Raw genomic sequence first — 25,555 nt, 5'->3', positions numbered from 1 at the left:
CTCACCGGATTCCCGGCGTCGAGTCGCGCGTCCAGCGATAGCCCCGGCCCCACACCGTGTCGATGTGGGCGGCCGCGCCGAGTTTGGTGCGGATCCGTTTGATGTGCACCGTCACCGTCGATTGGTCGCCGAACTTCCAGCCCCAGACCTGCTCGAGCAGTTCGTCGCGGCCGAACACCTCGTCGGGGTGGGCGATCAGGAAGGCGATCAGGTCGAACTCGCGTTTGGTGGTCGACAGCGGTCGGTCGTCCACCGTCACCACCTGGGCACGCAGGTCGACCCGCACCGCACCGTCGGTGAGTTCGCCGGACACGCCGGGTCCGGGATCGACGGAGACAGGAGGAGCGGGGTGCATGCGGCGCAGCACCGACTGGACCCTCAGCGTCAGCTCCCGCGGGCTGAACGGTTTGGTCACGTAGTCGTCGGCACCCGACTCGAGACCGAGTACCCGATCGTCGGCGGAGCCGAGCGCGGTGAGCAGGATCAGCGGCAGATCGCAGTGGTCGCCGGCACGCACCGAGCGACATACCTCGATCCCGTCGAGTTCCGGCATCATGACGTCGACGACAGCGAGATCGACTGCACCCCGGTCGATCTCGGCAAGGGCAGCGGCCCCGTCGACCACCCCGACCACCTCCATGCCCGCGTGGCGCAGGTACCGGCCGACCACGTCGACCACCACCGCGTCGTCGTCGGCGACCAGAATGCGCATCGGAGTCAGCCTTTCACCAGTAGGTGAGCACCAGATGATTGACCAGCAGCGCCACGACCACCTGCGCACCGAGCCACCAACGGGCGGCGCGGGGCGGCAGAACTGCGGTGACGGTGACCATCCACACTGTGAAGGGTAGCCAGATCCGTTCTGTCTCGGCCTTGCTGAGCGCGCTCAGATCGGCGACGACGATCGCGGCGAGCCCGGCGAATGCGGGCCACAGTTCGCGGCGACGCAGCGCCGGTAGACCTGCTGCGCGCCCGAGGGCGGCGACGGTGGCGGGGCCGACCGCGATCGCCGTTGCCGCGAGGTTCGCCCACCCCCAGTAGGCGAACGGACGCTGCGACGCGATCCCCTGGTAGTACCTCGCCACCACGAGGTGATAGCCGTCGAGCCACCAGAATCCGGCGAGCCAGAACGCGGCCACCATGGCCAGAGCGGCCGGGACGGCCCACGGCAGGGGCCGCCACGACCGTGCGGCGGCCGCCATCGTCAGTGCCATCACCCCGGCCAGGACGAGTCCGTAGTTCAGGAACACCGAGAACCCCAGGAGCAGACCCGCACCGACCCCGGCAGTCGCCGCACGTCGCCCGGCCGCGGTGGCCGAGACCGCGAGCAGGGCGAGTCCCCAGGCCACCACCCCCATGTAGTAGCCGTCGGCGGATACGCCGACCCAGATCAGACCGGGAAAGAAGGCCAGGAACGGCGCGCACCTTCGCGCGGCGTCCGGTGCGCCCAGACGATCGAGCGCCACGATCACCGCGGCCAGTCCCGACGTCCCGACGAGCACACACCACAGTCCCGCCCATGCCCCGCCGCCGAGTCCGATCCGGTCGAGCACCACGAAGGTGAGCAGCGAGCCGGGCGGGTGACCGGAGACGTGGGTGGTCCAGGAATCCGGTTGATGATCGACGATTCGCGCCGAGAAGCCGGACAGCATGGCCGGGATGCTGTGCACCCCGCCGACCTCGGATAGGTATTCGTCGGGTCTGGTGAGGCGACCGGCCACCCCCCGCTGCCAGCCGTCGACCAGTGCCAGGGACATCGTCCAGAGCAAGCCCAGCGCCCATGTGCTCCACGCCAACGCACGCACGTTCATGGTGGCCAGTCGTCCGGGAACCACCGTGACGCCGAGCAACGCCATCAGCACTGCGGGTACGGTACCCGGCCCCACATGCGGATTCCAGACACCGAACAGTGGCGCAGCCTGCGCGAAGATCTTGCCACGCAGCGCATCTCCCGAGATCAGCGGCAGTGCGACGGCGGCGGCAACCAGCAGCGCCGTCACTGCGAGCGCGAGCGCAGAGCGCCTCCCCGCCCATGACCGCTCCACTGCCCGGGCCTCTTCTGTGGTCGGGACACGTTGGCCCACAGAGATGTTCACGACACCGAAGACTAACGCGCAACAGCAGCCGACGGCAGGAACCTACGCCGACGTCACACTTCCGTAAGACATCGGTGCGGACGTCACACTTCGGTAAGCATCGCTCCCCTGTCCGCAACGCCGAGTCGTTCATACGATGAATCCGTGCAATCCGAGATCACCGTCATCATCCCCTGCCGCAACGAGGCATTTGCGTTACCCGCTGTGCTGCAGCGGATTCCGATCGGGTACTCGGCACTCGTCGTGGACAACGGCTCCACCGACGCCACCGCAGAGGTCGCGTCACGCCACGGCGCACGGGTGATCACCGAGGAGCGTCCCGGCTACGGAAGTGCGGTACACGCGGGAGTTCTCGCGGCCGACACCTCCATCGTCTGCACCCTCGACGGCGACGGCTCACTCGACCCGCGACAGCTACCACTGCTCGTCGACGCCCTCGACGCCGGCGCCGACGTTGCCCTCGGCCGCCGACGACCCGAGTCCCCGAACGCCTGGCCATGGCATGCACGCGCCGGAACCCTGGTGGCCGCGTGGCGATTACGAACGCGGTATGGGATCGCGGTGCATGACATCGGCCCCATGCGCGCCATCTCCCGGACGACGTTGCTGCAGCTGGACATCGCCGATCGGCGTTCGGGCTATCCGGTGGAGTTCGTGCTCCGCGCGGCCGCGGCCGGGTTGCGTATCACCGAGGTCGACGTCGACTATCGGGCGCGGGCGGCGGGGACCTCCAAGGTGTCGGGCACACTGTGCGGCTCGCTTCGGGCCGGGCGCGACTTCCTCGCGGTGCTCTCATGAGTTCGGACGCGGCGATCCTGATCGTGGCGAAGTCACCGGTGCCCGGTGCCGCCAAGACCCGCCTGGCCCCGGTCTACGGCGCGCAGGGAGCCGCACAACTCGCCGCGTCGGCGCTGTTGGACACCCTCCGTCAGGCGCGTGCGGTCGAGGGCGCCCGGGTGTTGGTGGCCTGGAGCGGCGAGTTGACTGCGGCGATCCGCAGAGACGAGCTGGCCGGCGAACTCGCCGCCTGCGATGTATTTGCCCAGCGCGGGAACGACTTTGCCGAACGCCTCATGAACGCGCATCTCGACGCGGCCCGCGCCGGAATCCGGCATGTGCTCCAGATCGGCATGGACACCCCGCAACTCGGTCCGACGGTCATGTCCCGGTCGCTGGAACGGGTGGCCACCTCCGGCCCGTCCACCGCCTGGCTCGGTCCCGCCGACGACGGCGGCTGGTGGGCGCTGGGCCTGACCGACGCCGCGGGCGCAGACTTACTGCGGGGGGTGCCCATGTCACGTGCCTACACCGCCGCCCACACCACCCGGGTTCTGCGTCGCGCGGGCCTGCGAGTGAATCGGTTGCCGTGGTTGCGCGATGTCGACCACCCCGAAGATGTGGCCGCGGTGGCCTCATCATGTTCGGCCGGTGCCGAATTCGCCGCCACCGCGTCGGCGATCGGCCCCGTTGCGAGTGCTTCATGACCACCGATACTGACCTCGCCATGCTCGCCGGCCCGGCGGGAAGCGTCGTGACCGGCGAGCTCGGGGTCTTCGATCACGCGCTGAGCGGGGCGCGCTGTCTGCTGAGGGCGGTCGACGGCCGTCGGACCCATCTTCCGGTGTCGCGGTGGCACGGCACGTCCGACGACGCGGCCGACGCGGCGTTCGACGCCGCGGTGGTGCGCCACTGTCACGGGCCCACCGTCGATCTCGGATGCGGCCCCGGCCGACTGGTGGATGCCCTCACCACCCGCGGCGTGACAGCGCTGGGCGTGGATGAATCGCACACCGCGGTGGCCACGGCTCGCATTCGGGGAATCCCGGTGCTACAGCGCGACATTCTCGGACGCCTTCCGTGCGAAGGACGCTGGGCGCATGCGCTGCTGATCGACGGCAACATCGGCATCGGCGGTGATCCCGACCGCCTCCTGGGCAGGGTCGGCGCGCTGCTCGGGCCGGGCGGCTCCCTGCTCGCCGAGATCGATCCACATATCTCCGGCCACACCGTCGAGGTCGTCCGCATCGAGAGCGAGACCCACACCGGCCCGTGGTTCCAGTGGGCGCAGGTCGGAATCGCGGGACTTCGAGAACTATTGCCACGACACGGATTCGACGTCGCCGTCACCACCGAGATCGGGGACAGGCTCCTCGTCGAGGTGGTGCGGCGATGAACAGCTCCGGCCTCGACGGGTCCGACCTCCTGCGGACACGACAGGAAGACGAGGATCGCGGCACGACGGTGCGGGTCGGCCTGGCCCTCGGGATCGCCTTCGGTGTGTGCTTCGTGACCGGTGTGCTCTCACACCTGATCCAGCACCCGCCCGGCTGGTTCGCCTGGCCGGCCCACCCGGTGTGGCTCTACCGGTTCACCCAGGGCCTGCATGTCCTGACCGGTATCGCCGCGATCCCGCTGCTCCTGGTGAAGCTCGGCCTGGTGTACCGAAAGCTGTTCGAACGACCCATCTTCGGTTCTGGGATACGGATTGCCGAACGTGCTGGTATCGCCGTGCTCGTGTCCTCGGCGGTGTTCGAACTCGTGACCGGACTGCTGAACATCGCGCACTGGTACCCGTGGGCGTTCTTCTTTCCAGCAGCACATCATGCGGTGGCCTACGTCGCGATCGGCGCACTGCTGATCCACATCGCGGTCAAATTCCCGATCATTCGCCGCGCGTTCGGCGAGGGCGACGCCGGGGGCGACGGCGGGGGGCACTCGCCTCCCGTGCGCCCGGACGCGGCCACCGGACCGTCGCGGCGCACCGTGTTGCGCGCGACGTCAGCGGGCGTCGGGTTGGCCGTCGTCGCCTTCGCCGGGCAGACCGTCACTCCCCTGCGCAGACTGGCCTTCCTGGCCCCCCGTTCGGGTACGGGACCCCAGGGTCTGCCGATCAATCGCACCGCGAGTGCGGCCAGGATCGGTGCGGCCGCCACGTCTGCGGACTATCGGCTCGTGATCTCCAATGGCTCGGTGAGACAGATGTTCTCGGTGGCCGCATTGGAGTCGCTCCCCCAGTACACGGTCCGGTTGCCGATCGCATGCGTGGAGGGTTGGAGCGCCTCGGCGCAGTGGACCGGGATCCGGCTGCGCGATCTCGTCGCCGCGGTCGGTGGACGACCGGAGTCGGGAGCGCGCATGGTGTCGCTGGAGCGCGGCGCGTACGCGGTGGCCGACATCCCCGGAGCCCAGGTATCCGACGACCTCACCCTGATCGCGCTGCTGCTCAACGGTGATCGGCTCACGATCGATCACGGCTATCCGGCGCGACTCATCGCGCCTGGCCTTCCCGGCGTGATGCAGACCAAATGGCTGAGCCGGATCGAGGCACGCACATGACGACGACGGTGCTGCGTGTCGCCGCCGCCGGGCTCGGCGTCATCCTGATCGGCTATGGCGTGACGCTGACCATCCGTTCTGTCGCGCAGCCGGATTGGCGTTCGATGATCGTCTGGCTCGCGGGCGGGGTTCTCGGACACGACGCGGTGCTGGCACCCCTGTGGCTCGGGATGTGGTGGATGGTCCGGCGCTCACTGCGGGGCCGGGCGTACCACGTTCCCGTCGCGGTGGGACTGGCGTTCACTGCGGTCCTGGCCCTCTTGGCGGTGCCCGTTCTCGCGCCCCGACCGAACGGCCAGCGTCCCGTCGACAATCCGACCCTGCTCGACCGCCCGTACGGTCTCGGGCTCCTGATCACCCTCGCCCTGGTGTGGGCGGCGGTGATCGCAACGATCGCCGTGGGCCGTCTGAGAGCCACCCACAGTCGTCGAAGGACGCATACCGATGCCGATGTCGGCATCGACATCCACACCACCACAACCCCTTCCGACAATGACACCGAGGAGACATCATGAACGGCACAGACCCGGACGCGGTCGGCATCATCGGCGGTACCGGCTTCTACGACTTCGTCGAGGCCGATCCGGCCGCGCACCCAGTCGAGATCGACACTCCGTTCGGTGCTCCTTCTGCACCACCGGTCGTCGGCACGCTGGATGGACGACGTGTGGTGTTCCTCCCACGGCACGGAGCCCACCACGAGTATCTGCCCCACCAGGTGCCCTATCGTGCGAATCTGTGGGCACTTCGCGCTCTCGGCGTTCGCGCCGTGATAGCGGCGGCCGCCGTCGGTTCACTCGACCCCGCAGTCGGTCCCGGTGCGCTGGTGGTGCCCGACCAGCTCATCGACCGCACCCAGGGACGCGCGACGACGTTCTTCGACCGCACCTCGACCTCGGTGCGCGAACACGATCCGGTACACATCGGCTTCGCCGATCCGTACTGCCCGCGGCTCCGGGCCACGCTGTGTGATCCCCGACCACAGGTCGGCGACTCGGGACCACAGGTCGTCGACGGCGCAACGATGATGGTCATCGACGGTCCGCGCTTTTCCACCCGCGCCGAGAGCCGAATGTACGCCGCCTGGGGTGCGAGCCTGATCAACATGACCGGCCAGCCGGAGGCATCGCTGTGCCGGGAGCTCGGAATATGTTATGCCACATTGTGTCTGGTCACCGATCTCGACGCGGGCGTGGCCCCAGGTGACGGAGTGGCCGCCGCCGACGTGTTCGCCGAGTTCGCGCGCAACCTGCCGCGCCTCAAGGAGCGGGTCGCCATGGCCGTCGCCGGCCTCTCCTCTCCGGCCGGATGCGATTGTGCACGTGTCAACCACGACGTCGACGCGATGCTGTCGACGGTTTCCGGCACCTCGACCGCGTCGGCAACGCCCACGCCTGTCGCAACCGCGGGGTCCCGGTGAGTCGCGTACTGGTCACCGGGGCAGCGGGATTCATCGGTTCGCGCGTGTGCGCGATCCTCGCCGGTCGCGGCCATGAGGTGATCGGCGTCGACGCGATGCTGCCGAGCGCCCACCTCGCGGACACACCGCCACCGGACGGCGTGTCATCGGTCGACATCAACGATCCGGCAGGCATCGACGCGGCTCTCGCCGGCGTCGACGTCGTCTCCCATCAGGCCGCCCTGGTGGGCCTCGGGGTGGGGTTCTCCGATGCCCCGGAGTTCGCCCGGCACAACGATTCGGGGACCGCGACCCTCCTTGCGGCCATGGCGCGCAAGGAGATCGCTCGCCTGGTGATCGCGTCGTCGATGGTGGTGTACGGCAACGGTAGTCATGTCACATCCGACGGCCTGGGCGTGACCGAGGTGAGCCCCCGCAATCGGGACGATCTGGCCGCCGGCGTGTTCGATCACCGCGGCCCGCACGGGCAGGACACGCGCTGGACGCTCACCCCCGAGGATGCGCCGCTACGCCCCCAAAACCACTATGCCGCAAGCAAGGCAGCGCAGGAGCACTATGCCCGGGCGTGGGCGAACTGCACCGGGGGCAGCGCGGTCGCGCTGCGGTATCACAACGTGTACGGACCGAACATGCCGCGTGACACACCGTATGCGGGTGTCGCGTCGATCTTTCGTTCCGCACTGGCCGGCGGCCGCCCGCCTCGGGTCTTCGAGGACGGTCGCCAGATGCGCGACTTCGTGCATGTCGACGACGTGGCATCGGCGAATGTCATGGCGATCGAGTCACTCCTCGAGGGTCCCGGCGCCATGTTCTGCCCGCTGAACATCGCGTCCGGACATCCGATCAGCATCGGGGAGGTGGCGACCATCCTGTCTGACGAACTGTCCGGTCCGGTCCCGGTGATCACCGGGGAATTCCGTGCCGGCGATGTCCGGCACGTCGTGGCCGATCCCGCCCGTGCAGCCGACGTCCTGGGCTTCCGCGCGCGGATCGACCCACAGTCGGGTCTGCGGGCGTTCGCCAAAGAACCACTGCGCGAGACAGCAGGCGCCCGCTGACATCGCGCAGGCCAAGGACTCCTTGGCAGCGAGACACGAACCGCGCACCTCGGGGTCCCGCGGTCACCACCTGCACGCGACGCCGAGGAATCGGTCAGAAGTACAGGTCCTTTTCGCGGACGAGCGCGGTCGCGACGACGCTGATCGCGGCGGTGAGCACCAGATAACCGGCCGCGAGCCAGGGGGAACCGTGGTTCGCGCCGATCAGCGCGGTCAGGATGAGCGGCGTCAGGCCCGATGCGTAGATACCCGAGAACTGGTAGACGACCGACAGCCCGGTGTAGCGCACGCGAGTGGGATAGAGACTCGCGAAGAACGTGCCCTGCGCACCGTAGAACAGGGCGTGGACGATCCCGAATACCAGGACGAGCCCGAGCGTGAACCACAGCAGATCGGCGGTGCCGAACAGCGCGAAGACGGGATAGATCGAGACTCCGTAGGCGACCATGCCCGCCAGGTAGATCTGTCGGGGACGGTAGCGGTCGGTGAGCATCCCCGACACCGGCAGCAGCACGGCCATCACGACCGAGGCGATACTGACGGCCACCAGCACCGCGACCTTGTTCATGTGCAGGGACGACGTGGCGTAGGCGATCGCGAAGACGCCCCAGGTGTTGAACGCCGATCCCTCGCCCCACCGCGCCAGCAGGCCGAGGATCGTATTACGGGTGTTGGGCTGCAGTACAACGTCTTTGATCGGCACCGACGACTTCTCGGCGAGCGCGTCGACCTCGGTGAAGGCGGGGGTCTCCTCGACCTTGAGCCGCACCACGAATCCGACGACCACCAGCACGATGCTCACCAGGAAGGCGATGCGCCAGCCGTAGGCGAGGAACTGACTGTCGTCGAAGGCGACCTGCAGCAGTGCGAAGACGGCGGTGCCGAGTGCGAGCCCGATCGCGAGTCCGATCTGCGGGATGCTGCCGAAGATTCCGCGCCGGCGCGCCGGGCTGTGTTCCACCGCGAGCAGCACCGCACCCGCCCATTCGCCGCCCAGCGCGAAGCCCTGCAGTATTCGCATCAGCAACAGCAGGACGGGTGCGGCGACCCCGACCTGCGCGGCGGTCGGCAGCACGCCCATGAGTGCGGTCGCGACGCCCATCAGCACCATCGTCAGCGCGAGGGTGCGTTTCCGTCCGATCCGGTCGCCGATATGCCCGAAGACGACGCCACCGATCGGGCGGACGACGAAGCCCACCGCGAAGGTCGCGAACGCCAGCAGCGTGCCGGTGAACGAACTCTGGTCGGGGAAGAAGATCTTGTTGAAGACGAGGCTCGCGGCGGTGGCGTAGAGAAAGAAGTCGTACCATTCGATCGTGGTGCCGAGCAGGCTCGCGGCCACCACCGTGCGCAGCCGTTTGCGGCGCTCATCATCGGTTTCCGACGCGGTGCCGGCACGGGCCGGCGACGACGAGACCGCCGGAGTGGTCAAGGAAGTCGACATGGGTGTCGGACGCTATCGCCCTGGTCGTCGGGTGCACAGGTTAGGAATCTCGGTGAGTCAAACCCCGGCCCGAAGTACCGGTTCGACGAGCCCGATGACTTTCGGCACGTATCCCGGTCTATCCCAGTGTTCGCTGTTGACGGTCGTCGAAGGAGTGGTTCGGGTGCGGGATCTCGTGTTGAAGATGTCGATGTCGTTGGACGGGTTCGTCGCCGGCCCCGGCGGCGAACTCGACTGGCAGTTCCGTTCGCGCAGCGAGGACTCGACGGCCTGGGTGCTCCAGACGCTCTCGCAGGCAGGTCTGCACGTCATGGGCCGGCGCACCTACGACGGCATGATCGGCTACTGGCCGACCGCGTCGGGCCCGATGGCAGCGGCGATGAACGAGATCCCGAAGGTGGTGTTCACCCGCCAGGAGACACTGCGCCATCGGGACGTAACAGGTTCGACCGCCGAGGGTTTCGGCTGGGATTCGCCGCGGATCGCGAATGGCGAACTCGCCGAGGAGGTTCGGCGACTGAAGGAAGAACCCGGCGACTACGTTCTCGCCCACGGCGGATCCCTGTTCGCCCGCAGCCTCATCCGGTTGGGTCTGGTGGACGAGTACCGGCTGCTCATTCATCCGGCCGCACTCGGCTCGGGCCTCGCACTGTTCGCCGATCTCGGCGAGCCCGCCGATCTGAGGCTGGTCGACGCGACCGCGTTCAGCGGCGGTGTGGTGGCCCATGTGTACCGGCCGGCCGGCACCTGAGAGATCCGAGCTCTGCGTCGTCGGCTTGCATGAGAATCACGACGTGCCGGCAGTACTGGCCAGTGCGTGCTTGCCGGTCGGCATCTGCTCTTCTTCGAGGGCTCGATGGGCGATCCGATTCAGTGCGGCGGTGACGTCGGCGGTGAGTTGGGCGTGGTCCCCGTCATCCGAGAGCCAGTCGTGGACCTGGCCGACGAGCCAGTCCCGCCAGGCGGCGGTGATCGCGTCGACCTGGGTGCGGCCGTCCGCTGTCGGCTGCAGGCGTTCGCCGTCACGGCTGAGGTATCCGGCGTCGACGATGCCGTCGTAGAAGGAGTCGAGGACGCCGACGGGTATGCCGATCCGTTGTTCGATGTCGGCTTGGCGGGGCTGGACGTCGAGGAACTTCGCGGGCAAGCCGACGGTGAGCAGACCCCATGCGGTGGGGACGTCGAGCGGGCTGTGCGCGGCCTGCAGTGCTTGCGCGAGAACCGATCCGCGGTCTCGGCGGTGCAGAATCCGCCCGATGATGGTTTCGAGTGTGACCTCGGAGCGGTTGTCTTCGGGCATCGCGAAGCCTTCCGACGGTCCGCGGGCGGCGTCTTTCGCGCTGTCGCGCAAGGGAACCTGAGGCAGGAAGAACGCCAGCACGAACGCCAGTAGGGCGCCGGGCACCACCCAGAAGAAGATGAATTGCGTGGCTTGGGCGTAGGCGTGCACGATCGGAGCGCGCTGGGCGGAGTCGAGTGCGTGCAGGAGCGCAGGTTGCGTGGCCGCTGCCGGATTGGTGAGCCGGGCCTGGGCGATCGCGGCGGGCAGTTCGGCGCCGAGCTTGTTGGAGTAGAGGGTGCCCATCACGGCGGTCCCGAACGACATGCCCAGGGTGCGGAAGAAGGTGACCGCCGAGGTGGAGGTGCCCAGATCGTGGTAGCTGGACGTGTTCTGCACGACCATCGTCAGCACCTGCATGATCAGGCCGATCCCGGCGCCGAGGATGAAGATGAAGATCGACGTGACCAGGATCGAGGTGTGCTCGTCCATCCGGGACAGCAGATAGAGCCCGATCGCGATGACCGCCGACCCGGCGATCGGGAACATCCGATACTTGCCGGTGCGGCCGACGACACGGCCGGAGTAGATGGCGGTGATCAGCAACCCGACCATCATCGGCAGTGTGCGCAAACCCGATTCGGTGGCCGAGGTGCCCTGGACGTACTGCAGGAAGGTGGGCAGGTAGGTCATCGCACCGAGCATCACGAATCCCACGACGAACGACAGGATCGCCGCGACGGTGAACACCCGCCGCCGGAACAGGTGCATCGGCAGGATCGGTTCGGTCGCACGGAGTTCGACGAACACGAAGATGACGAAGGCGATCACCGCACCGATGAACAGTCCGATGATGGTCGCCGAACCCCACGCGTATTGCGATCCGCCCCAGGACAATCCGAGGGTCAATCCGACCGATCCGAGAGTCACGAAGACCACACCGAGATAGTCGATCTTGCTGCGGATCTTCTCGGCGGCGCCGGGGATGAACGCGATCGACATCCCGACCACGATGATCGCCACCGGCACGTTGACGTAGAACGCCCACCGCCAGGACAGGTGGTCGGTGAACAGCCCGCCGAGCAGGGGGCCGATCACCGTCGTCACGCCGAACACCGCTCCGAGCGCGCCCTGGTAGGCGCCGCGCTGGCGCAGCGGGATGACGTCGGCGATGAGGGCGGTGGCGGTCACGGTGATGGCGCCACCGCCGATGCCCTGCACCGCGCGCGAGATGATCAGCATGGCCATGCCGCCGGAGAGTCCGCAGAAAAACGATCCGACGATGAACACCACGACCGCGCCGATCATCATGTTCTTGCGTCCGAAGAGATCGCCGAGCTTGCCTGCCAGGACCGTCGACACCGTTTCGGCGAGCATGTAGGCGGTGATGACCCAGCTCATGTGGCCGCCGCCCCCGAGGTCACTGACAATCGTCGGTAGCGCGGTGGCCACGATGGTCTGGTCGAGCGCGGCCAGCAGCATCCCGACCGCGATGGACGCGAAGATCAGGTTCCGCCGGGTGGGCGTGAGCGCTGGTCGTGATGCCTCGGTCGCCGTCGCGGACGTGGCCATCGGCTCCTCCGATCCGACCGGATACGCGATGAACCGGTCGACTGCTGATACCGCCGGGTTGTCAGTGGCCCACGCTACCGGCCGGGGTGGCCGCGGGTCGGTGGTCCGCGTGATTGTCCGGATATTCGATAGCGCGACGGCCGATCGCTGCAAATGTCCACCGTCTCAATGCTTGCGGTGCACCTGCTCGACCCCAGCCGCACGCCACGTCGTGATGTCGAGGTGTCCGTCGTCGATCTCGACGGCCGCCGCGCCGACGATATCCGTGGCGAAGAAGTGGTCGAAGGCGCGTCCGCGCAGGTCGAAACCGGTGTCGTCGTAGAGATCCGCCGCGAAGCGCTGATGCAGTGCCGTGTCCCGGACATCCTCGACGGTGCCCCGCACCTTCGCGTCGCGGTGTGCAGTGTGAATCGTGGGTCTCGGGCGAGGTCGGCGAACTTCGCGGTGTCGGGCATGCCGACGAGCCACAGCTGCCCTTCGAAGAAGCGGGGCTCCATCGGGCTGATCCGTGGAAAACCGTCCGCACGAAGTGTGCCCAGCATGCAGAGGTTGCCGACCGCGGTGTGACGGCGACGGAACACCGCTGCGATTCGTGGTGCGGTGTGCTCGAATTCGTCCCAGGTGGCCATGTGTTCACGATAGGACGGGCGGGTCCGGCGCGGGCCCGTCCGGCGAACGCCGTGCTCTCGCGGTCTAGGCGAGGTAGGTGCCGAGGGCGTCGAGGAGGCCGCGCGTGCCTTCCTCGCGGCCCGTACCGCCGTCCCAGAACCGGTCGAAGAAGACGCCGTGTTCGGTATGGGTGAACCGGGTTCCGTCATCGGTCGGATCGAACTCCAGCGACGCCACCGACGTCGACATGTGCATACCGTCGATCCACATGTCGTAGCTCGTGACGATGCGGTTGTGCTCGACGATGTCGGTGTAGGTGGCCTCGTACCGGGAGACCCAGCCGTGGTGGAAGATGCCCTCGGCGACGTCGCGTCCGCCGACGCGGAAGTCGAAGGCCCATTCGCCGGGCTCGATGTCGTCGCCCGCACCCCACCAGGCCAGCTTCTGTGGTTCGTCGGCGAAGGCGTCCCAGACACGTCCGATCGGGGCGGGGTAGTCGCGGGTCAGGGTGAATCCGGAACGGGCGAGGCGGCGTTCGACGGTCATCGGGTCTCCTATCGGGTGAACGTGACGTGGGTGGTGCCGCTTTCGGCCGTTTCCGTCGTCACCTTGTGGGTGGATTCGAGGCCGCGCAGGTCGTCCCACAGCCGGTCACCTCGCCCGAGGACGACCGGGGCGACCATGAGATGCACGTGGTCGACGAGTCCGGCACGCAGGAATTCGCGTGCGGTCCGCGCACCGCCGCCGATGCGCACATCCTTCCCGCCGGCCGTCTCGGTGGCCTCGGCGAGCACCTCTTCGATTGCGCCACTGCGGAAGTGGAATTTCGTCCCTCCCTGCATCGGGATCGCCGGACGCGGCGCGGTGTGGGTGAGCACGTAGACCGGGGTGCCGAACGGTGGTTCGTCACCCCACCAGCCCTGCCATTCCGGATTGTCGGGGAAGGCGTGCAGACCGAACATGGCCGCACCCATGATCTCGGCGCCGACGCCCTCGAAGAATGCGGCGGCGTAGGTGTCGTCGACGCCGGTGGTGCCGGCGCCACTGGTGTCACCGAAGATGCGTTGCCGGAACGTGCGGGTGGCGACGTAGGCGGCCGTGAGGCGTTCCCAGTCGTCACCCATCGGGTTGTCGGCGGCCTCATCGGCCACCGAGGTGTAGCCGTCGAGCGAGACGAACATGTCAAGACGTACGCGGGTCATGTCAGGTTCCCTTCGGGGTGGAGCGGGTCAGGTGGATGCCGAGCCGGTCGGCGTGGCGTTCGGCGGGGGTTCGTTGCTCGTCGAGCCACAGGTGCACGACGTCGAGGGCCCCGGGGCGCAGGCTCACGGTGCGGACGCGGCCCTGTTTCTCCGACGTGATCAGGCCTGCATCCTCGAGCACGCGCAAGTGCTGCATGAGCGAGGGCAATGCCATCGAGAACGGTGCCGCGAGGTCGGACACGACCGCCGGCGACTTCGCCAGGCGTTCGACAACGGCCCGCCGCGTCGGATCCGCGAGAGCCCGCAGGACCGCGTCGAGCTCGGCGTGATACTTAGGCACATGCCTAAGTATCGGCGATACGGGACGAGGCGTCAAGGGGCCCCGGCTGTTCCGCACCGACAGCGCCACATGGGCCATCAGCGACGCGGCGCCCGCGGCCCGCCGCACCACCGTTGGTCACGCTGCGGTTGGGTTCTCGGCGAAGCGATATCCTGACCCGATTCGTGGCGGTCGATCGTATGAGGCAGGTGCAGTGACCGAGTACCAGACCGATCCTGCGGCCGTGCGTCGCTGGCCCGACGACCCGGCTGCCCGCGCCGCGCTGGAGGACTTCTTCCGGCGAGCCGCCCGCCAAGAGTCGATACCGATTCTCGCTGGAAGCGACCGCGACTTCCGAGGTGCCGATCTCCGCGGCCTGAATCTCGGTGGCGCCTGGTTTTCCGACGCGGATATCCGAGGTGTCGTGCTCAGGGACAGCCGGCTCAACGGCGCCTGTCTGTCCGCGGCGGATGCACGTGGTGCCGACCTCACCAACGCTCAACTCCGTAAAGCCGATCTGTCCGATTGCAATGCCGCACAAGCGGTTCTGCGAGGTGCCTACCTGCAACGGTGTGACCTCGACACGGCGATCCTGCGCGAGGCCGACCTCACCGGCGCGGATTGCCGCAACGCGTTCATGCCCGATGTCGACCTGCGGGGCGCGACCCTGGATGCGGTTCTGTTCGATTCCGGGGAGGGTTCCACCGACCTTGGCGGCAGCCGGCTGTCCGGGGCGACGTTGCACGGTGCCACGGGCCGCATCTCCGGAGCGATCGATGTGGGTGACGAAGCACCCGACGTCCTGAGTGGACCGCAACTGCAGTCATGGCTGACCGCCCGCGGAGCCCGGATTCAGGTCGTCTGACAGGGGCGCCGCTAGCTAGCCTTGCCCTGATACCGATCGAGCGGATGAAGGAGAAGTCGGAGGTACGGATGAGCAGCCAGGCGCGGTCGACCGGGCAACCCGGCCTGTGGTCCTGCGTCGGGTGGCGGCTGCGGCCTTCACGACGAACTCTGGCGACGGTCCTCGGTCGCAGCATCGTGGCCGCGGCGGCGATCGTGATCGTTGCGGCCCTCTCGGCCCGCGCTCGTACCGGTTGCACCGACGACCCCTCGGCCCCAACTACGGGTGAACCCTGCACCTTCGGTCGCGCACGGCACCCACGGGTCGGTGTCGTCACCGGGATTCCGGCACACCCCGAGTACCTGCTCATCGGCGTCGTGCTGGCGGTGGCCGTTGTCGCCGGGACCGCGGCTTACTTGTTCTGGCCGCGACGCGCCACCCCTTCGGAATGGGCCGAGTTCGAGCGCCGCGCTGCCGCGATGCGGTCGGCGGTTCAGGAGCTCGCCCAACACGATCCGACACCGCGCGCGGCACAGCGGCTGCACGAACTCGACAAGGAATATGCGCAGATCCAGACGCGCTACGCGCCGAGTTCCAGCCCACTCTCGACCGGATGATCACGACGGCAGCGGCCACGTAGACCTCTACGGCTTGACGCTCAGCAGGCTCCGCACCTTGTCGAGATGCGCCGCGAATTGCTTCGTTCTGCGCTTGCGGCCGAAGGTTTGGAGGGTGGCCGTATCCAGGTCGGCCTCGCTGATCCCGGGATTGTTCTCCTTCAGGAAGCGCATGGCATTGGCGACCTCCACCGGACTGATCTCGGTGAACTGCCGGTCGACAGTGCTGTCGTTGGGACGGAACTCCGTCCATGCCTTCGGGTCGAGATCGGTTGGCCAGACCGTCTTGTCGTCGTCGACCACCAGTCCGGTCTGCTTGATCTGGTAGATCAATTTCTTTTCTCGTTCCGACCAAAGACGTTGAACTCCAAAGGAAGCCGCGGTGAGCGCAGCCAGCCGATTGATGTGAATCGGACCCTCGAAATCGGCGATCTCCACAGCGACCGCTCGGACTTTATCTTTTGCCACCTTCTTGGGCAGGTCGTCGAGGACAGCAACATCACCGACCGCCACGACCGCCCACGGCTCGAATTCGGAACGGCCCGAGCCGATCGTCGGCGTCTCCGTGGAATCGGATCGCGTCAACACCGATGGATCCGGCCGGACCACTTCAGCTTCCGGCTGCGCTTCACCTTCTGGCTGCGCATCTGGATCGGATTCCGAGGGCTCGACCGGCTGCGTGGGCGCTGGGACGACGTGCTCGGCGATCCCACGTTCCACGGCCAAGCTGTCGAATGCCGCATCACGGAGCTTCCGTGCGTCCACGGCTCCGGGCTCATCGCCGAAATGCTCGAGGAGTCGCACCGCGAAATCGTGAGCGCGCCAAGCATCGAGCGCCGTCAGGTCGTCGTGGTGCGCCCAGCGGTTTCGCACGATTCGGAGCTCGTTGCCGAGCGTGCTCACCACACGGGTGTGGTCATCGAACGGATATCCGAGGTTGCCGAGGCGTTCGGTGATGATCCTGAGCTGCGATTGCAGATCGGTCGCAGAGTAGGACTTGGGGGTCTTGCCCTTCATCTTGTCGAGCTCACTGAGTACGGTCGGCCACGGTAGGCCACCGAGGCTCTGCGCGAGCCGTACGCCGATGATCGGATCGAGTAGATTCGCAAGGTGATGGAGACCGTCATCGACGGAGTGGCGTGGATCGAAAGTCATTGGGCCGCCTCCTCGAGTACCCATTCGCCTTCCACGGCCGGCCTCGCGCGGCCGCCTTCGTGCTCCTGGCGCAGGGCAGTGAAAGACCCGCGATCGTCGGCTCTCGAACGCACGGCAGTTCTCCCTCCAGCTCGACTCGGCAATGGAGCGCTCATGTGCAACCCCGGTGAGGGACCCTATCGGTAACCGGTGACAAAAACTGCGAATGTCCTACAGGCGTGTGACATATCGGCCGAGTGATGAAGATCCGTCCGAGATGAAATACACCCGCCGCACAATAACGCCGCACAATCGCACAATAACGAAAGGCCAGGCCGCATCCCGCGACCTGACCTGTGTGTTCCGATTTGAGCTGAACCGCTCGTGGTGGGCGAAGGGGGACTTGAACCCCCACGTCCCGAAGGACACTGGCACCTGAAGCCAGCGCGTCTGCCATTCCGCCACTCGCCCGTGGCCGCCGACTGATCGGCGGGCATGACCGTGATCGTTGGGTTCGATCAACAGCCTGGACGACGATAGCACCGCGCGGCCCGTAGTAGAAAATCGGGCAGCCCGGCCCTGCGCTGGACGTGGTCGTCATTCGAGCGGTCGAAGACCGGCGACTGGACGTGAATCCGCTGGTCAGACACCATGGAGTCAGGTGGTGCGTCGCACCTGACGGTGCTGATACGTATGTTGCAGACGGTACGACAGTTGCTTCACGGCAGCCTTGGCCGTCAGTATCGGTATCATCTAGAAAGGCTATACGCACGGCGACACGCCATATAAGCCGCGAAGGGAGGTCGGCGGTGGGTATTCTGCAGCGGATCGAACGCAAGCTCGAGGGCGCGGTCGACGACGGTTTCGCCCGGGTATTCGGTGGCGAGGTCGCCCCGCAGGAGATCGAGAACGGCCTGCAGCGAGAAGCCGAGGGCTCGTTGGAAGACCTCGGAGACGGTACAATCCTGGCCGCGAACAGCTACACGTTGCTGTTCAGCCCGACCGACCACGAGCACGTTGCGGCCGAGTACGAGTTGAACCGCAAGCGGTTCTCCAAACACCTGGAGAACTTCATCAAGGACAACGGGTGGCAGACATACGGTCAGGTCGTCGTCGAATTCGACCAGTCTCCGTCCCTGCATACAGGTATGTTCCGTGCGCGCGGCGCGGTCAATCCGGACGTCGAGCCGCGCGCGGTGCGTAACGGAGACGCACGCCGACCACGTTCACAGCCGCATCCAGAAGGTGTGGCCAAACAAGTAGTAGGAGCCCCAGACATGACGCAGAACCCCGGATATGACCAGCGCAGGGGCCCGGATCCTGCGTACGACCAGGGCCACGGCCAGCAGGGCGGCTACGACTACCAGCAGGGCTACGGGCAGCCGGGCTATGGACAGCAGGGCTACGACCAAGGCGGCTACGGGCAGCCGGCGCCCGATCCGGGCGGCTACGGCCAGCAGCCCGGTCAAGACCAGGGCTACGGTCAACCGGGCCAAGACCAGGGCGGCTACGGCCAGCAAGGCTACGACCAGGGCTATGGACAGCAGGGCTACGCACAGCCCGCCCAGGGATACGACCAGGGCTACGGTCAGCCGGGGTACGACCAGGCGGGCTACGACCAGCAGGGGTACGCCCAGCCAGGCCAGGGATACGACCAGGGCTACGGCCAGCCCGGCCAGGGATACGACCAGGGCGGCTACGGCCAGCAGGGCTACGACCAGGGTTACGGCCAGCAGGGTGGCTACAGCCAGCCGGGTTACGACCAGGGCGGCTACGGCCAGCAGGGCGGCTACGACTACCAGCAGGGCTACGGGCGGCCGGCCGCCGGCTACGCGCCGACCGCCATCACGCTGGTCCTCGAGGACGGCAGCAACCGCACCTTCGCGTTGCGCGAGGGTTCGAATGTCATCGGCCGCGGCCAGGATGCGCAGTTCCGGCTCCCCGACACCGGCGTCTCGCGTCGTCATCTCGAGATCCGCTGGGATGGCAGCACGGCGATGCTCACCGACCTCAACTCCACCAACGGCTCGACCGTCAACGACGTCCAGGTAAACAGCTGGGAGCTCGCCGACGGTGATCGGATCCGGGTGGGGCATTCTGACATCACAGTCCGGTTCCAGTAGCGGCGAAAGTCACCGGCGCGTCTGTCCGCTGTCTGCGCGGCCCTCGTCGGACGCAATCTGTTGATGCAGAACTGACACATCTGAATGACGGGCCCGCCGGATTGAGCCCATAAGATGCAGTCGGGTCTGTCGATGCAGACCCGTCTCGGGTCGTGTCATCCGTATCCTCGGAGACCGACTCTTTCGATCGACGACCGTTGAGATGCGCTGGAGGTGGATGACGACATGCAGGGGTTGGTGCTGCAGCTGACCCGATTGGGGTTCCTGCTGCTGCTCTGGCTGTTCGTCTATGCCGTGATCCGTACCGTGCGCGCCGACATCGTCACCGCCTCGGGATCCCGGTTGCCCCGCTTCCGCGGAAGCGCCGAGAAGGGCCGGGCGAAGCCGAGTGTCAAGGGTTCGGCGCGCTATCTGGTGGTGACCGCCGGGGCGCTGGCGAATACACGCATCACATTGGGTGAGCAGCCGGTTCTGATCGGACGCGCCGATGATTCCACGTTGGTGCTCACCGACGACTACGCCTCCGAGCGTCACGCACGACTGGCTCGTCGCGGCGACGACTGGTACGTCGAGGATCTCGGTTCCACCAACGGCACCTACCTCGACCGCTCCAAGGTGACCACGGCGGTGCGGGTGCCGCTGTCGACGCCGATCCGCATCGGCAAGACCGTGATCGAGCTTCGCCCGTGACCCTCGTATTGCGCTATATCGCGCGAAGCGACCAGGGTCTCGTCCGGTCCAACAACGAGGATTCGGCCTACGCCGGGCCCCGGCTGCTCGCGCTCGCCGACGGTATGGGTGGCCACGCGGCCGGTGAGGTGGCCAGCCGCCTCGTCATCGAATCCATGCGCTCCCTCGACGACGACGACGCCACCGGCGATCTGCTCGCCGCCCTCAATCGCGCCACGCAGGCCGGCAATCATGCCATCGCCGATCAGGTGGAGGAGAAGCCCGAACTCGACGGCATGGGCACCACGCTCACCGCAATCTTGTTTGCCGGCAGCCGAATCGGCTTGTGCCACATCGGCGATTCCCGCGGATACCTGTATCGCGACGGTGAGCTCACCCAGATCACCCGGGACGACACCTTTGTGCAGAGCCTCGTCGACGAGGGCCGGATCACCCCCGAGCAGGCGCACACCCACCCGCAACGTTCCCTGATCATGCGCGCGTTGACCGGCGCCGAGGTCGATCCGACGCTGATCGTGCGTGAGGCCCGCGCCGGCGATCGGTACCTGCTGTGCAGCGACGGGCTCTCCGACGTGGTCAGCGAGGAAACCCTCGCCGAGACGCTGGGCACGGTCACCGACTACCGCGAATGCGCGGACCGGCTCATCGAGTTGGCGTTGCGTGGCGGCGGTCCCGACAACGTGACCGTGGTGCTCGCCGACGTCGTCGACACCGATTATGGCGATTCCCGTCCCATCGTCGGTGGTGCCGCCGGTACCGGTGAGGACGCCTACACTCCCGACCCCAAGACGGCGGCCGGCCGCGCGGCCGCACTGCGGCCACCGCTGGAACTGCCGCAGCAGCCGACGATCCTGCCCGACGACGACGAGCCGGTACACCGCAGCCACAAAGGCCGCTGGTTCACCGTGGCGTTCATCGTTCTGGTGATCGCCGCGCTCGTGGCCGGATTCTTCGTGCTGCGCGGCTATATGCATCGCACCTATTACATCGGCCAGCAGGACTCGAAGGTCGTGGTGTTCCAGGGTTCGCCGGATGCGGTGCTGTTCTATTCGGTCAGCAACCTCACCCAGAAGGGCTGCATCGTCGACCCGGACAAGGATTCGGCCTCCATCACCTTCGTCCCGGTCGGCGACACCAACTGTCATGAGCTGAATGTGGCTGACCTGCAGCCGTTCTCGCAGTCGGCGGTCCGCGACCACCGGATCTCGGGCAAACCGCTCTCGGAGATCCTGGGCACCACCTCCGAGCTCGAGCTGCTGCCGTTGTGCAAGCCGCCGATGCCCGACGTCCACGACCGGTCCACGCCAGCGCAACCGGCCCCGTCACCGGCACCGAGTGCGGCGCCTGCCCCCAATCCCGCACCGGCCCAACCGGTGCCCGCGACCTACCGGGCCGTCCCGGCGACGATCCACGTGGCGCCCGTGACCGAACAGCCCACACCGTCTGGGACGCCTCCTGCTCCCGGTGCCACCACCGGGCACCCGTCGACCCCGCACCCGTCGACGTCGCCGACGTCCCCCTCGGCTGATCAGCCCGGAACGAACTGCCGGGAACCGTAGATGACCCAAGCCGCTGCCACGCCGCACGCCCGGCCGACCCGGCCCCCCCACACCGGACGCAACGCCGAGATGGCGTTGCTCGGGTGTGCCATCGGGGTGGTCACCGTTGCCCTGCTGATCGTGCAGAGCGCCCAGAATCAGTCCCTGACCGTGGATCTGCTGAAGTATGTCGCCGCCTATGTGGTGCTGTTCGGTATCGGTCATCTCGTGGTGCGCCGCTTTGCGCCGCACGCCGACCCGGTGTTCCTGCCCATCGTGGCGATGCTCAACGGCCTGGGCCTGGTGCTCATCCACCGGCTCGACCTCGGGTCGGGCAACACCGGCGAGTCGATCAATCCGACGACCAAGACCAACAACGCCGACCAGCAACTGCTGTGGGCGTTTCTCGGCATGGCCGCATTCGCGGCGATCCTGATCCTCATCCGCGATCATCGGACGTTGTCGCGCTATGCATACACGCTGGGCCTGGGCGGGCTGATCTTCCTCGCGATCCCGGCGATCCTGCCCGCGTCGTTGTCGGAGATCAACGGGTCCAAGAACTGGATCCGCACGCCGCTGTTCAACATCCAGCCCGGCGAGTTCTCCAAGATCCTGCTGATCATCTTCACCGCGGCGCTGCTGGTGTCCAAACGCGACCTGTTCACCACGGCCGGCAAACACTTCCTCGGGATGGATCTGCCGCGCGCCCGCGACCTGGGGCCGTTGCTGATCGCGTGGGTGGTGGCGATCGGGATCTTCGCCCTCGAGAACGACCTCGGTGGCCCGCTGCTCATCTTCACGACGATCCTGACGATGCTCTACGTCGCCACCGAACGCGTCGGCTGGGTGATCATCGGCCTGACCCTGTTCATCGTCGGAGCGATACTGGCGTACCAGTTCTTCCCGCACCTGCAGGTTCGCGTCTCGGTGTGGCTCGACCCGTTCGGGGACTTCTACGACACCGGCTATCAGATCGGGCAGAGCCTGTTCGGGCTCGCCACGGGCGGATTGTTCGGCACCGGACTGGGCTCGGGACGGCCCAACGCGGTGCCCTTCGCCAACACCGACTTCATCATCGCGACCATCGGCGAGGAACTCGGCCTGTTCGGCCTCGCCGCGGTCCTGATGTTGTACCTGCTGTTCGTGGTGCGTGGGCTGCGGACCGCGGTCACCGTTCGCGACAGCTTCGGCAAATTGCTGGCCACCGGGCTGTCGGTGACCATGGCGGTGCAGGTCTTCGTCGTCGTCGGCGGTGTCACCAAACTGATCCCGCTGACCGGTCTGACCACACCGTTCGTCTCCTACGGCGGGTCGTCGCTGCTGGCCAACTATGTGCTGGTGGCGCTGTTGATCCGGGTGTCCAACGCTGCACGTGAACCCGATCCGACCAAGCGCCGGCCGACTCCCAAGCCGGTCGAGTCGCTGCCGACGCAGGCGGTGAAGCGCCCGTGAACACACCGATCCGGCGGGTGTCGGTCGCGCTGATCGCGCTGATCGTGATCCTGCTCCTCAACGCCACCTATGTTCAGGTGATCAAGGCCGACAAACTGCGCACCGATCCCCGCAACGACCGCGTCCTACTCGACGAGTACTCGCGCCAGCGCGGCTCGATCATCGCCGGCGGCGAGGTCATCGCCATGTCACAGGGCACCGACAGCCGGTACAAATACCTGCGCCACTATCCGCTGAATCCGCGGGCGTTCGCGCCCATCACCGGCTACTACTCGATCCAGTACGGGTCGGCGGGGCTCGAGCAGTACGAGAACTCGATCCTCAACGGCAACGACGACCGGCTGTTCGGTCAACGGTTCACCGACATGTTCTCCGGCCGCGATCCACGTGGCGGCAATGTCGTGACGACGATCGATCCGCGGCTGCAGCAGATCGCCTACGACCAGTTGAACTCCGGCGCGACCTGTGACGGTCCGTGCGTCGGTGCGGTCGTGGCGATGGACCCGAGCACCGGCAAGATCCTGGCGATGGCCTCGACCCCGAGCTACGATCCGAACCTGCTCTCCAGTCATGAACAGAGCGTCCGCGAGGCGGCGTGGGGCGCAGACACCGGGCCCGACAAGCGGCTGCAGAATCGCGCGATCGACGAGATCTACCCGCCCGGTTCGACTTTCAAGATCATCACGACCTCCGCCGCGCTGCGCGACGGGCAAACCGCGTCGACGCAGCTGACCGCGGCATCGACCTTTCAGTTGCCCGACAGCACCGCGACCCTGCCGAACTACGGCGACGAGACCTGCCCGGGCGGATCGGGCACGGTGAGTCTGGCCGACGCAGTGAAGTATTCGTGCAACACGGCCTTCGCCGACCTGGCGCTCAACAAGATGCCCGACGGCGCCACCAAGCTCAAGGAGACCGCGCGCCTCTACGGCCTCGACCAGCCGGCGCCGAACATCCCGATGCCGGTGGCCCGCTCGACGGTCGGTGCCATTCCCGACCGCGCATCTCTCGCACTCACCGCGATCGGCCAGAAGGACGTGGCGATGTCGGCGCTACAGAACGCCATGGTCTCGGCCACGGTGGCCAATGCCGGGGTGCGGATGCAGCCCTACCTCGTCGACAAACTACAGTCGGCGGATCTGCGCACCCTGTACACGACTCCCCCGACGACCATCAACTCGCCGGTCACCTCGGAGCAGGCGGCTAGCCTGACATCGATGATGGTCGGGGTGGAGAATTCGTCGAACCCGTCGGGGGGGCCGGTCCAGATCGCGTCGAAGACCGGTACCGCCGAACACGGCGACGAGAACACCGCCACCCCATACTCCTGGTACATCGCGTTCGGTCCGTCGACGGACGCGAAGATCGCCGTGGCGGTCGTGGTGGAGAATGGGAAGTTCGGTGTGAGATCGGTCGGCAATACCGTGGCCGGACCCATTGGCCGGGCAGTGATCAATGCTTATGTAGGAGGTGGACGATGACGTTGCAGAACGGCTCCATCATCGCCGACCGCTATCGGCTGATGCGTCTCATCGCCACCGGCGGTATGGGACAGGTCTGGGAAGCTCTCGACACCCGGCTCAATCGCCGGGTCGCGGTCAAGGTGCTCAAGGCGGAGTATTCCGATGATCCCGAGTTCGCGGCGCGGTTCCGCACCGAGGCGCAGACCACCGCGAAGCTGAACAATCCCGGCATCGCCAACGTCTTCGACTACGGCGAGACCGCCGACCGCGGCGGCGGCACCCTGGCGTACCTGGTGATGGAACTCGTCGACGGCGAGCCCCTGAACTCGGTGATCTCCCGGATGGGCCGGTTGTCGGTGGCCAACACCCTCGACATGCTCGAGCAGACCGGACGGGCGCTGCAGGCCGCGCACAGCCAGGGCCTGGTGCACCGGGACGTCAAGCCCGGCAACATTCTGATCACCCCGACCGGCCAGGTGAAGATCACCGATTTCGGTATCGCCAAGGCCGTCGACGCGGCACCGGTCACCCAGACCGGCATGGTGATGGGGACCGCGCAGTACATCTCCCCCGAGCAGGCCACCGGCGACGACGCCACCGCGGCCTCCGATGTGTATTCGCTCGGTGTGGTCGGCTACGAGGCGCTCGTCGGACGCCGCCCGTTTCTCGGTGACGGTGCGATCACCGTCGCGATGAAACACATCCGCGAGACGCCGCCCCCGCTGCCCGACACGGTCCCGGGCAATGTCCGCGAACTCATCGACATCACGATGTCGAAGGACCCCAAGCAGCGCTATCCGAACGGCGGGGCGTTCGCCGACGCGGTCGCCGCGGTGCGGGCCGGCCGCCGGCCGCCGCACCCCGGTGGTGCCGGAGCCGTCGCCGCCGGCGCGGTCGCCGGAGCCGGTGCGGGCGCCGTCGCGGCACACGCCGCCTCGACCCGCGCGATGACCGACTCCACCCCACCGCCCACATCGGCGCGACCGCCGACCACCGCGGCCGCCGCCGGCTCCGGCGGCGGCTGGACGACCGGCCAGAAGGTACTCGCCGGCGTCGCCACCGCCCTGCTCGTGGGGGCGATCGCGTTGATCGGCTACTACCTCGCCAGCGCCAACGACAACAACCCGCCGACACCGGCACCGAGGTCGACGACCACCCAGACCACCACGGTGACGACCACCGACGAGCCGACGACCGAGGAAACCACCACGACGCGTCCGCATCGGACGACGACGACCACGCCGCCGGTGACCACCACGCCGGAGACCACGACACCCGAGGAGACGACACCGGAGACCTCCGATCCCGGCGCGACCACCCGGTCGTGCAGCATCGGGCCGCTACAGGTGCCGTGTTGAT

General features: G+C 67.3%; 24 protein-coding genes, 1 tRNA gene and 1 pseudogene. 16 read left to right on the top strand and 10 right to left on the bottom strand.

What is annotated here, in order from left to right; translation table 11 throughout:
• Nucleotide 1 precedes the first annotated feature (1 nt).
• Nucleotides 2-712: a response regulator transcription factor gene (locus ACPXB3_RS05480; protein WP_425726838.1), complete on the bottom strand. Its 711-nt coding sequence runs from the start codon at nucleotides 710-712 to the stop codon at nucleotides 2-4.
• A gap of 13 nt (nucleotides 713-725) precedes the next feature.
• Nucleotides 726-2,090 (bottom strand): hypothetical protein, encoded by a 1,365-nt coding sequence (locus ACPXB3_RS05475; RefSeq protein WP_425726918.1) that lies wholly within the window; start codon nucleotides 2,088-2,090, stop codon nucleotides 726-728.
• Nucleotides 2,091-2,240: 150 nt separating this feature from the next.
• Here ACPXB3_RS05475 and ACPXB3_RS05470 point away from each other — a divergent pair, with 150 nt between their 5' ends.
• Genes ACPXB3_RS05470 through ACPXB3_RS05440 form a run of 7 tightly spaced genes read left to right on the top strand, consistent with a single transcriptional unit; the run spans nucleotide 2,241 to nucleotide 7,910 of the window.
• Nucleotides 2,241-2,894 (top strand): glycosyltransferase family 2 protein, encoded by a 654-nt coding sequence (locus ACPXB3_RS05470; RefSeq protein ID WP_425726836.1) that lies wholly within the window; start codon nucleotides 2,241-2,243, stop codon nucleotides 2,892-2,894.
• Nucleotides 2,891-3,580 carry a TIGR04282 family arsenosugar biosynthesis glycosyltransferase gene (locus tag ACPXB3_RS05465; protein WP_425726834.1) on the top strand — a complete coding sequence of 230 codons (690 nt, stop codon included), beginning with the start codon at nucleotides 2,891-2,893 and terminating at the stop codon, nucleotides 3,578-3,580. The genes ACPXB3_RS05470 and ACPXB3_RS05465 overlap by 4 nt, the downstream gene beginning before the upstream one ends.
• Nucleotides 3,577-4,269: a class I SAM-dependent methyltransferase gene (locus tag ACPXB3_RS05460; protein WP_425726832.1), complete on the top strand. Its 693-nt coding sequence runs from the start codon at nucleotides 3,577-3,579 to the stop codon at nucleotides 4,267-4,269. Before ACPXB3_RS05465 ends, ACPXB3_RS05460 begins: the two co-directional genes overlap by 4 nt.
• Nucleotides 4,266-5,432: a molybdopterin-dependent oxidoreductase gene (locus ACPXB3_RS05455; RefSeq protein ID WP_425726830.1), complete on the top strand. Its 1,167-nt coding sequence runs from the start codon at nucleotides 4,266-4,268 to the stop codon at nucleotides 5,430-5,432. Before ACPXB3_RS05460 ends, ACPXB3_RS05455 begins: the two co-directional genes overlap by 4 nt.
• Nucleotides 5,429-5,947 carry a hypothetical protein gene (locus ACPXB3_RS05450; RefSeq protein ID WP_425726828.1) on the top strand — a complete coding sequence of 173 codons (519 nt, stop codon included), beginning with the start codon at nucleotides 5,429-5,431 and terminating at the stop codon, nucleotides 5,945-5,947. The genes ACPXB3_RS05455 and ACPXB3_RS05450 overlap by 4 nt, the downstream gene beginning before the upstream one ends.
• Nucleotides 5,944-6,852: an S-methyl-5'-thioadenosine phosphorylase gene (locus tag ACPXB3_RS05445; protein ID WP_425726826.1), complete on the top strand. Its 909-nt coding sequence runs from the start codon at nucleotides 5,944-5,946 to the stop codon at nucleotides 6,850-6,852. Before ACPXB3_RS05450 ends, ACPXB3_RS05445 begins: the two co-directional genes overlap by 4 nt.
• Nucleotides 6,849-7,910: an NAD-dependent epimerase/dehydratase family protein gene (locus ACPXB3_RS05440; RefSeq protein ID WP_425726824.1), complete on the top strand. Its 1,062-nt coding sequence runs from the start codon at nucleotides 6,849-6,851 to the stop codon at nucleotides 7,908-7,910. Before ACPXB3_RS05445 ends, ACPXB3_RS05440 begins: the two co-directional genes overlap by 4 nt.
• 94 nt (nucleotides 7,911-8,004) lie before the next feature.
• On the opposite strand, the gene ACPXB3_RS05435 is transcribed toward ACPXB3_RS05440, so the two are convergent.
• Entirely contained in the window at nucleotides 8,005-9,354 is a 1,350-nt protein-coding gene (locus tag ACPXB3_RS05435) for an MFS transporter (protein WP_425726822.1), read from the bottom strand.
• 94 nt (nucleotides 9,355-9,448) lie between these two features.
• Between ACPXB3_RS05435 and ACPXB3_RS05430 the strand changes: the two genes are divergently transcribed.
• Entirely contained in the window at nucleotides 9,449-10,105 is a 657-nt protein-coding gene (locus ACPXB3_RS05430; RefSeq protein ID WP_425726820.1) for a dihydrofolate reductase family protein, read from the top strand.
• A 36-nt stretch (nucleotides 10,106-10,141) separates the two neighbouring features.
• Here ACPXB3_RS05430 and ACPXB3_RS05425 read toward each other — a convergent pair whose 3' ends face one another.
• The 5 genes and pseudogenes from ACPXB3_RS05425 to ACPXB3_RS05405 all read right to left on the bottom strand — a co-directional run bounded on the left by ACPXB3_RS05425 (nucleotide 10,142) and on the right by ACPXB3_RS05405 (nucleotide 14,356).
• On the bottom strand, nucleotides 10,142-12,205 hold the full coding sequence (locus ACPXB3_RS05425) for an MDR family MFS transporter (RefSeq protein WP_425726818.1): 2,064 nt from the start codon (nucleotides 12,203-12,205) through the stop codon (nucleotides 10,142-10,144).
• 165 nt (nucleotides 12,206-12,370) lie between these two features.
• Nucleotides 12,371-12,834 (bottom strand): annotated as a pseudogene (locus ACPXB3_RS05420) (pyridoxamine 5'-phosphate oxidase family protein).
• A 64-nt stretch (nucleotides 12,835-12,898) separates the two neighbouring features.
• Nucleotides 12,899-13,360 carry an SRPBCC domain-containing protein gene (locus ACPXB3_RS05415; protein WP_425726816.1) on the bottom strand — a complete coding sequence of 154 codons (462 nt, stop codon included), beginning with the start codon at nucleotides 13,358-13,360 and terminating at the stop codon, nucleotides 12,899-12,901.
• A gap of 8 nt (nucleotides 13,361-13,368) precedes the next feature.
• Entirely contained in the window at nucleotides 13,369-14,016 is a 648-nt protein-coding gene (locus tag ACPXB3_RS05410) for a dihydrofolate reductase family protein (protein ID WP_425726814.1), read from the bottom strand.
• Between the two features lies 1 nt (nucleotide 14,017).
• Nucleotides 14,018-14,356: an ArsR/SmtB family transcription factor gene (locus ACPXB3_RS05405; protein WP_425705391.1), complete on the bottom strand. Its 339-nt coding sequence runs from the start codon at nucleotides 14,354-14,356 to the stop codon at nucleotides 14,018-14,020.
• 193 nt (nucleotides 14,357-14,549) lie between these two features.
• On the opposite strand from ACPXB3_RS05405, the gene ACPXB3_RS05400 reads away from it, so the two are divergent.
• Both ACPXB3_RS05400 and ACPXB3_RS05395 read left to right on the top strand, forming a co-directional pair.
• Nucleotides 14,550-15,200, top strand: coding sequence for a pentapeptide repeat-containing protein (locus ACPXB3_RS05400; RefSeq protein WP_425726812.1), 651 nt, complete (start codon nucleotides 14,550-14,552; stop codon nucleotides 15,198-15,200).
• A gap of 44 nt (nucleotides 15,201-15,244) precedes the next feature.
• Nucleotides 15,245-15,796, top strand: a complete 552-nt coding sequence (locus ACPXB3_RS05395; protein WP_425726809.1) for a hypothetical protein — start codon at nucleotides 15,245-15,247, stop codon at nucleotides 15,794-15,796.
• Nucleotides 15,797-15,823: 27 nt separating this feature from the next.
• Here the strand turns inward: ACPXB3_RS05395 and ACPXB3_RS05390 are convergent, their stop codons facing one another.
• Nucleotides 15,824-16,951, bottom strand: coding sequence for a Swt1 family HEPN domain-containing protein (locus ACPXB3_RS05390; protein ID WP_425726807.1), 1,128 nt, complete (start codon nucleotides 16,949-16,951; stop codon nucleotides 15,824-15,826).
• Between the two features lie 364 nt (nucleotides 16,952-17,315).
• A tRNA-Leu gene (locus tag ACPXB3_RS05385) sits at nucleotides 17,316-17,401 on the bottom strand.
• 338 nt (nucleotides 17,402-17,739) lie between these two features.
• Between ACPXB3_RS05385 and ACPXB3_RS05380 the strand changes: the two genes are divergently transcribed.
• The 6 genes from ACPXB3_RS05380 to ACPXB3_RS05355 all read left to right on the top strand — a co-directional run bounded on the left by ACPXB3_RS05380 (nucleotide 17,740) and on the right by ACPXB3_RS05355 (nucleotide 25,554).
• On the top strand, nucleotides 17,740-19,053 hold the full coding sequence (locus tag ACPXB3_RS05380) for an FhaA domain-containing protein (protein WP_425726805.1): 1,314 nt from the start codon (nucleotides 17,740-17,742) through the stop codon (nucleotides 19,051-19,053).
• A gap of 225 nt (nucleotides 19,054-19,278) precedes the next feature.
• On the top strand, nucleotides 19,279-19,743 hold the full coding sequence (locus ACPXB3_RS05375; protein ID WP_425705386.1) for an FHA domain-containing protein FhaB/FipA: 465 nt from the start codon (nucleotides 19,279-19,281) through the stop codon (nucleotides 19,741-19,743).
• A complete protein-coding gene (locus tag ACPXB3_RS05370) occupies nucleotides 19,740-21,302 on the top strand; it encodes a PP2C family protein-serine/threonine phosphatase (RefSeq protein WP_425705385.1) in 1,563 nt (520 codons plus the stop codon). The genes ACPXB3_RS05375 and ACPXB3_RS05370 overlap by 4 nt, the downstream gene beginning before the upstream one ends.
• Entirely contained in the window at nucleotides 21,303-22,733 is a 1,431-nt protein-coding gene (locus ACPXB3_RS05365) for an FtsW/RodA/SpoVE family cell cycle protein (protein WP_425726803.1), read from the top strand. It abuts the gene before it with no gap.
• A complete protein-coding gene (locus ACPXB3_RS05360) occupies nucleotides 22,730-24,214 on the top strand; it encodes a peptidoglycan D,D-transpeptidase FtsI family protein (protein WP_425705383.1) in 1,485 nt (494 codons plus the stop codon). Before ACPXB3_RS05365 ends, ACPXB3_RS05360 begins: the two co-directional genes overlap by 4 nt.
• Nucleotides 24,211-25,554: a protein kinase domain-containing protein gene (locus ACPXB3_RS05355; protein ID WP_425705382.1), complete on the top strand. Its 1,344-nt coding sequence runs from the start codon at nucleotides 24,211-24,213 to the stop codon at nucleotides 25,552-25,554. Before ACPXB3_RS05360 ends, ACPXB3_RS05355 begins: the two co-directional genes overlap by 4 nt.
• The last annotated feature ends 1 nt before the right edge of the window (nucleotide 25,555 follow it).

Source organism: Gordonia sp. DT219 (assembly GCF_049847065.1).
Taxonomy (GTDB): domain Bacteria; phylum Actinomycetota; class Actinomycetes; order Mycobacteriales; family Mycobacteriaceae; genus Gordonia.
This window is presented reverse-complemented; position numbering and strand designations above follow the sequence as displayed.

Coding starts and splice junctions, on each gene's coding strand:
- ACPXB3_RS05390 (WP_425726807.1), bottom strand. CDS start 16,951: ATGACTTTCGATCCACGCCACTCCGTCGATGACGGTCTCCATCACCTT.
- ACPXB3_RS05435 (WP_425726822.1), bottom strand. CDS start 9,354: ATGTCGACTTCCTTGACCACTCCGGCGGTCTCGTCGTCGCCGGCCCGT.
- ACPXB3_RS05450 (WP_425726828.1), top strand. CDS start 5,429: ATGACGACGACGGTGCTGCGTGTCGCCGCCGCCGGGCTCGGCGTCATC.
- ACPXB3_RS05480 (WP_425726838.1), bottom strand. CDS start 712: ATGCGCATTCTGGTCGCCGACGACGACGCGGTGGTGGTCGACGTGGTC.
- ACPXB3_RS05375 (WP_425705386.1), top strand. CDS start 19,279: ATGCAGGGGTTGGTGCTGCAGCTGACCCGATTGGGGTTCCTGCTGCTG.
- ACPXB3_RS05365 (WP_425726803.1), top strand. CDS start 21,303: ATGACCCAAGCCGCTGCCACGCCGCACGCCCGGCCGACCCGGCCCCCC.
- ACPXB3_RS05465 (WP_425726834.1), top strand. CDS start 2,891: ATGAGTTCGGACGCGGCGATCCTGATCGTGGCGAAGTCACCGGTGCCC.
- ACPXB3_RS05355 (WP_425705382.1), top strand. CDS start 24,211: ATGACGTTGCAGAACGGCTCCATCATCGCCGACCGCTATCGGCTGATG.
- ACPXB3_RS05415 (WP_425726816.1), bottom strand. CDS start 13,360: ATGACCGTCGAACGCCGCCTCGCCCGTTCCGGATTCACCCTGACCCGC.
- ACPXB3_RS05430 (WP_425726820.1), top strand. CDS start 9,449: ATGACTTTCGGCACGTATCCCGGTCTATCCCAGTGTTCGCTGTTGACG.
- ACPXB3_RS05395 (WP_425726809.1), top strand. CDS start 15,245: ATGAAGGAGAAGTCGGAGGTACGGATGAGCAGCCAGGCGCGGTCGACC.
- ACPXB3_RS05460 (WP_425726832.1), top strand. CDS start 3,577: ATGACCACCGATACTGACCTCGCCATGCTCGCCGGCCCGGCGGGAAGC.
- ACPXB3_RS05455 (WP_425726830.1), top strand. CDS start 4,266: ATGAACAGCTCCGGCCTCGACGGGTCCGACCTCCTGCGGACACGACAG.
- ACPXB3_RS05445 (WP_425726826.1), top strand. CDS start 5,944: ATGAACGGCACAGACCCGGACGCGGTCGGCATCATCGGCGGTACCGGC.
- ACPXB3_RS05425 (WP_425726818.1), bottom strand. CDS start 12,205: ATGGCCACGTCCGCGACGGCGACCGAGGCATCACGACCAGCGCTCACG.
- ACPXB3_RS05410 (WP_425726814.1), bottom strand. CDS start 14,016: ATGACCCGCGTACGTCTTGACATGTTCGTCTCGCTCGACGGCTACACC.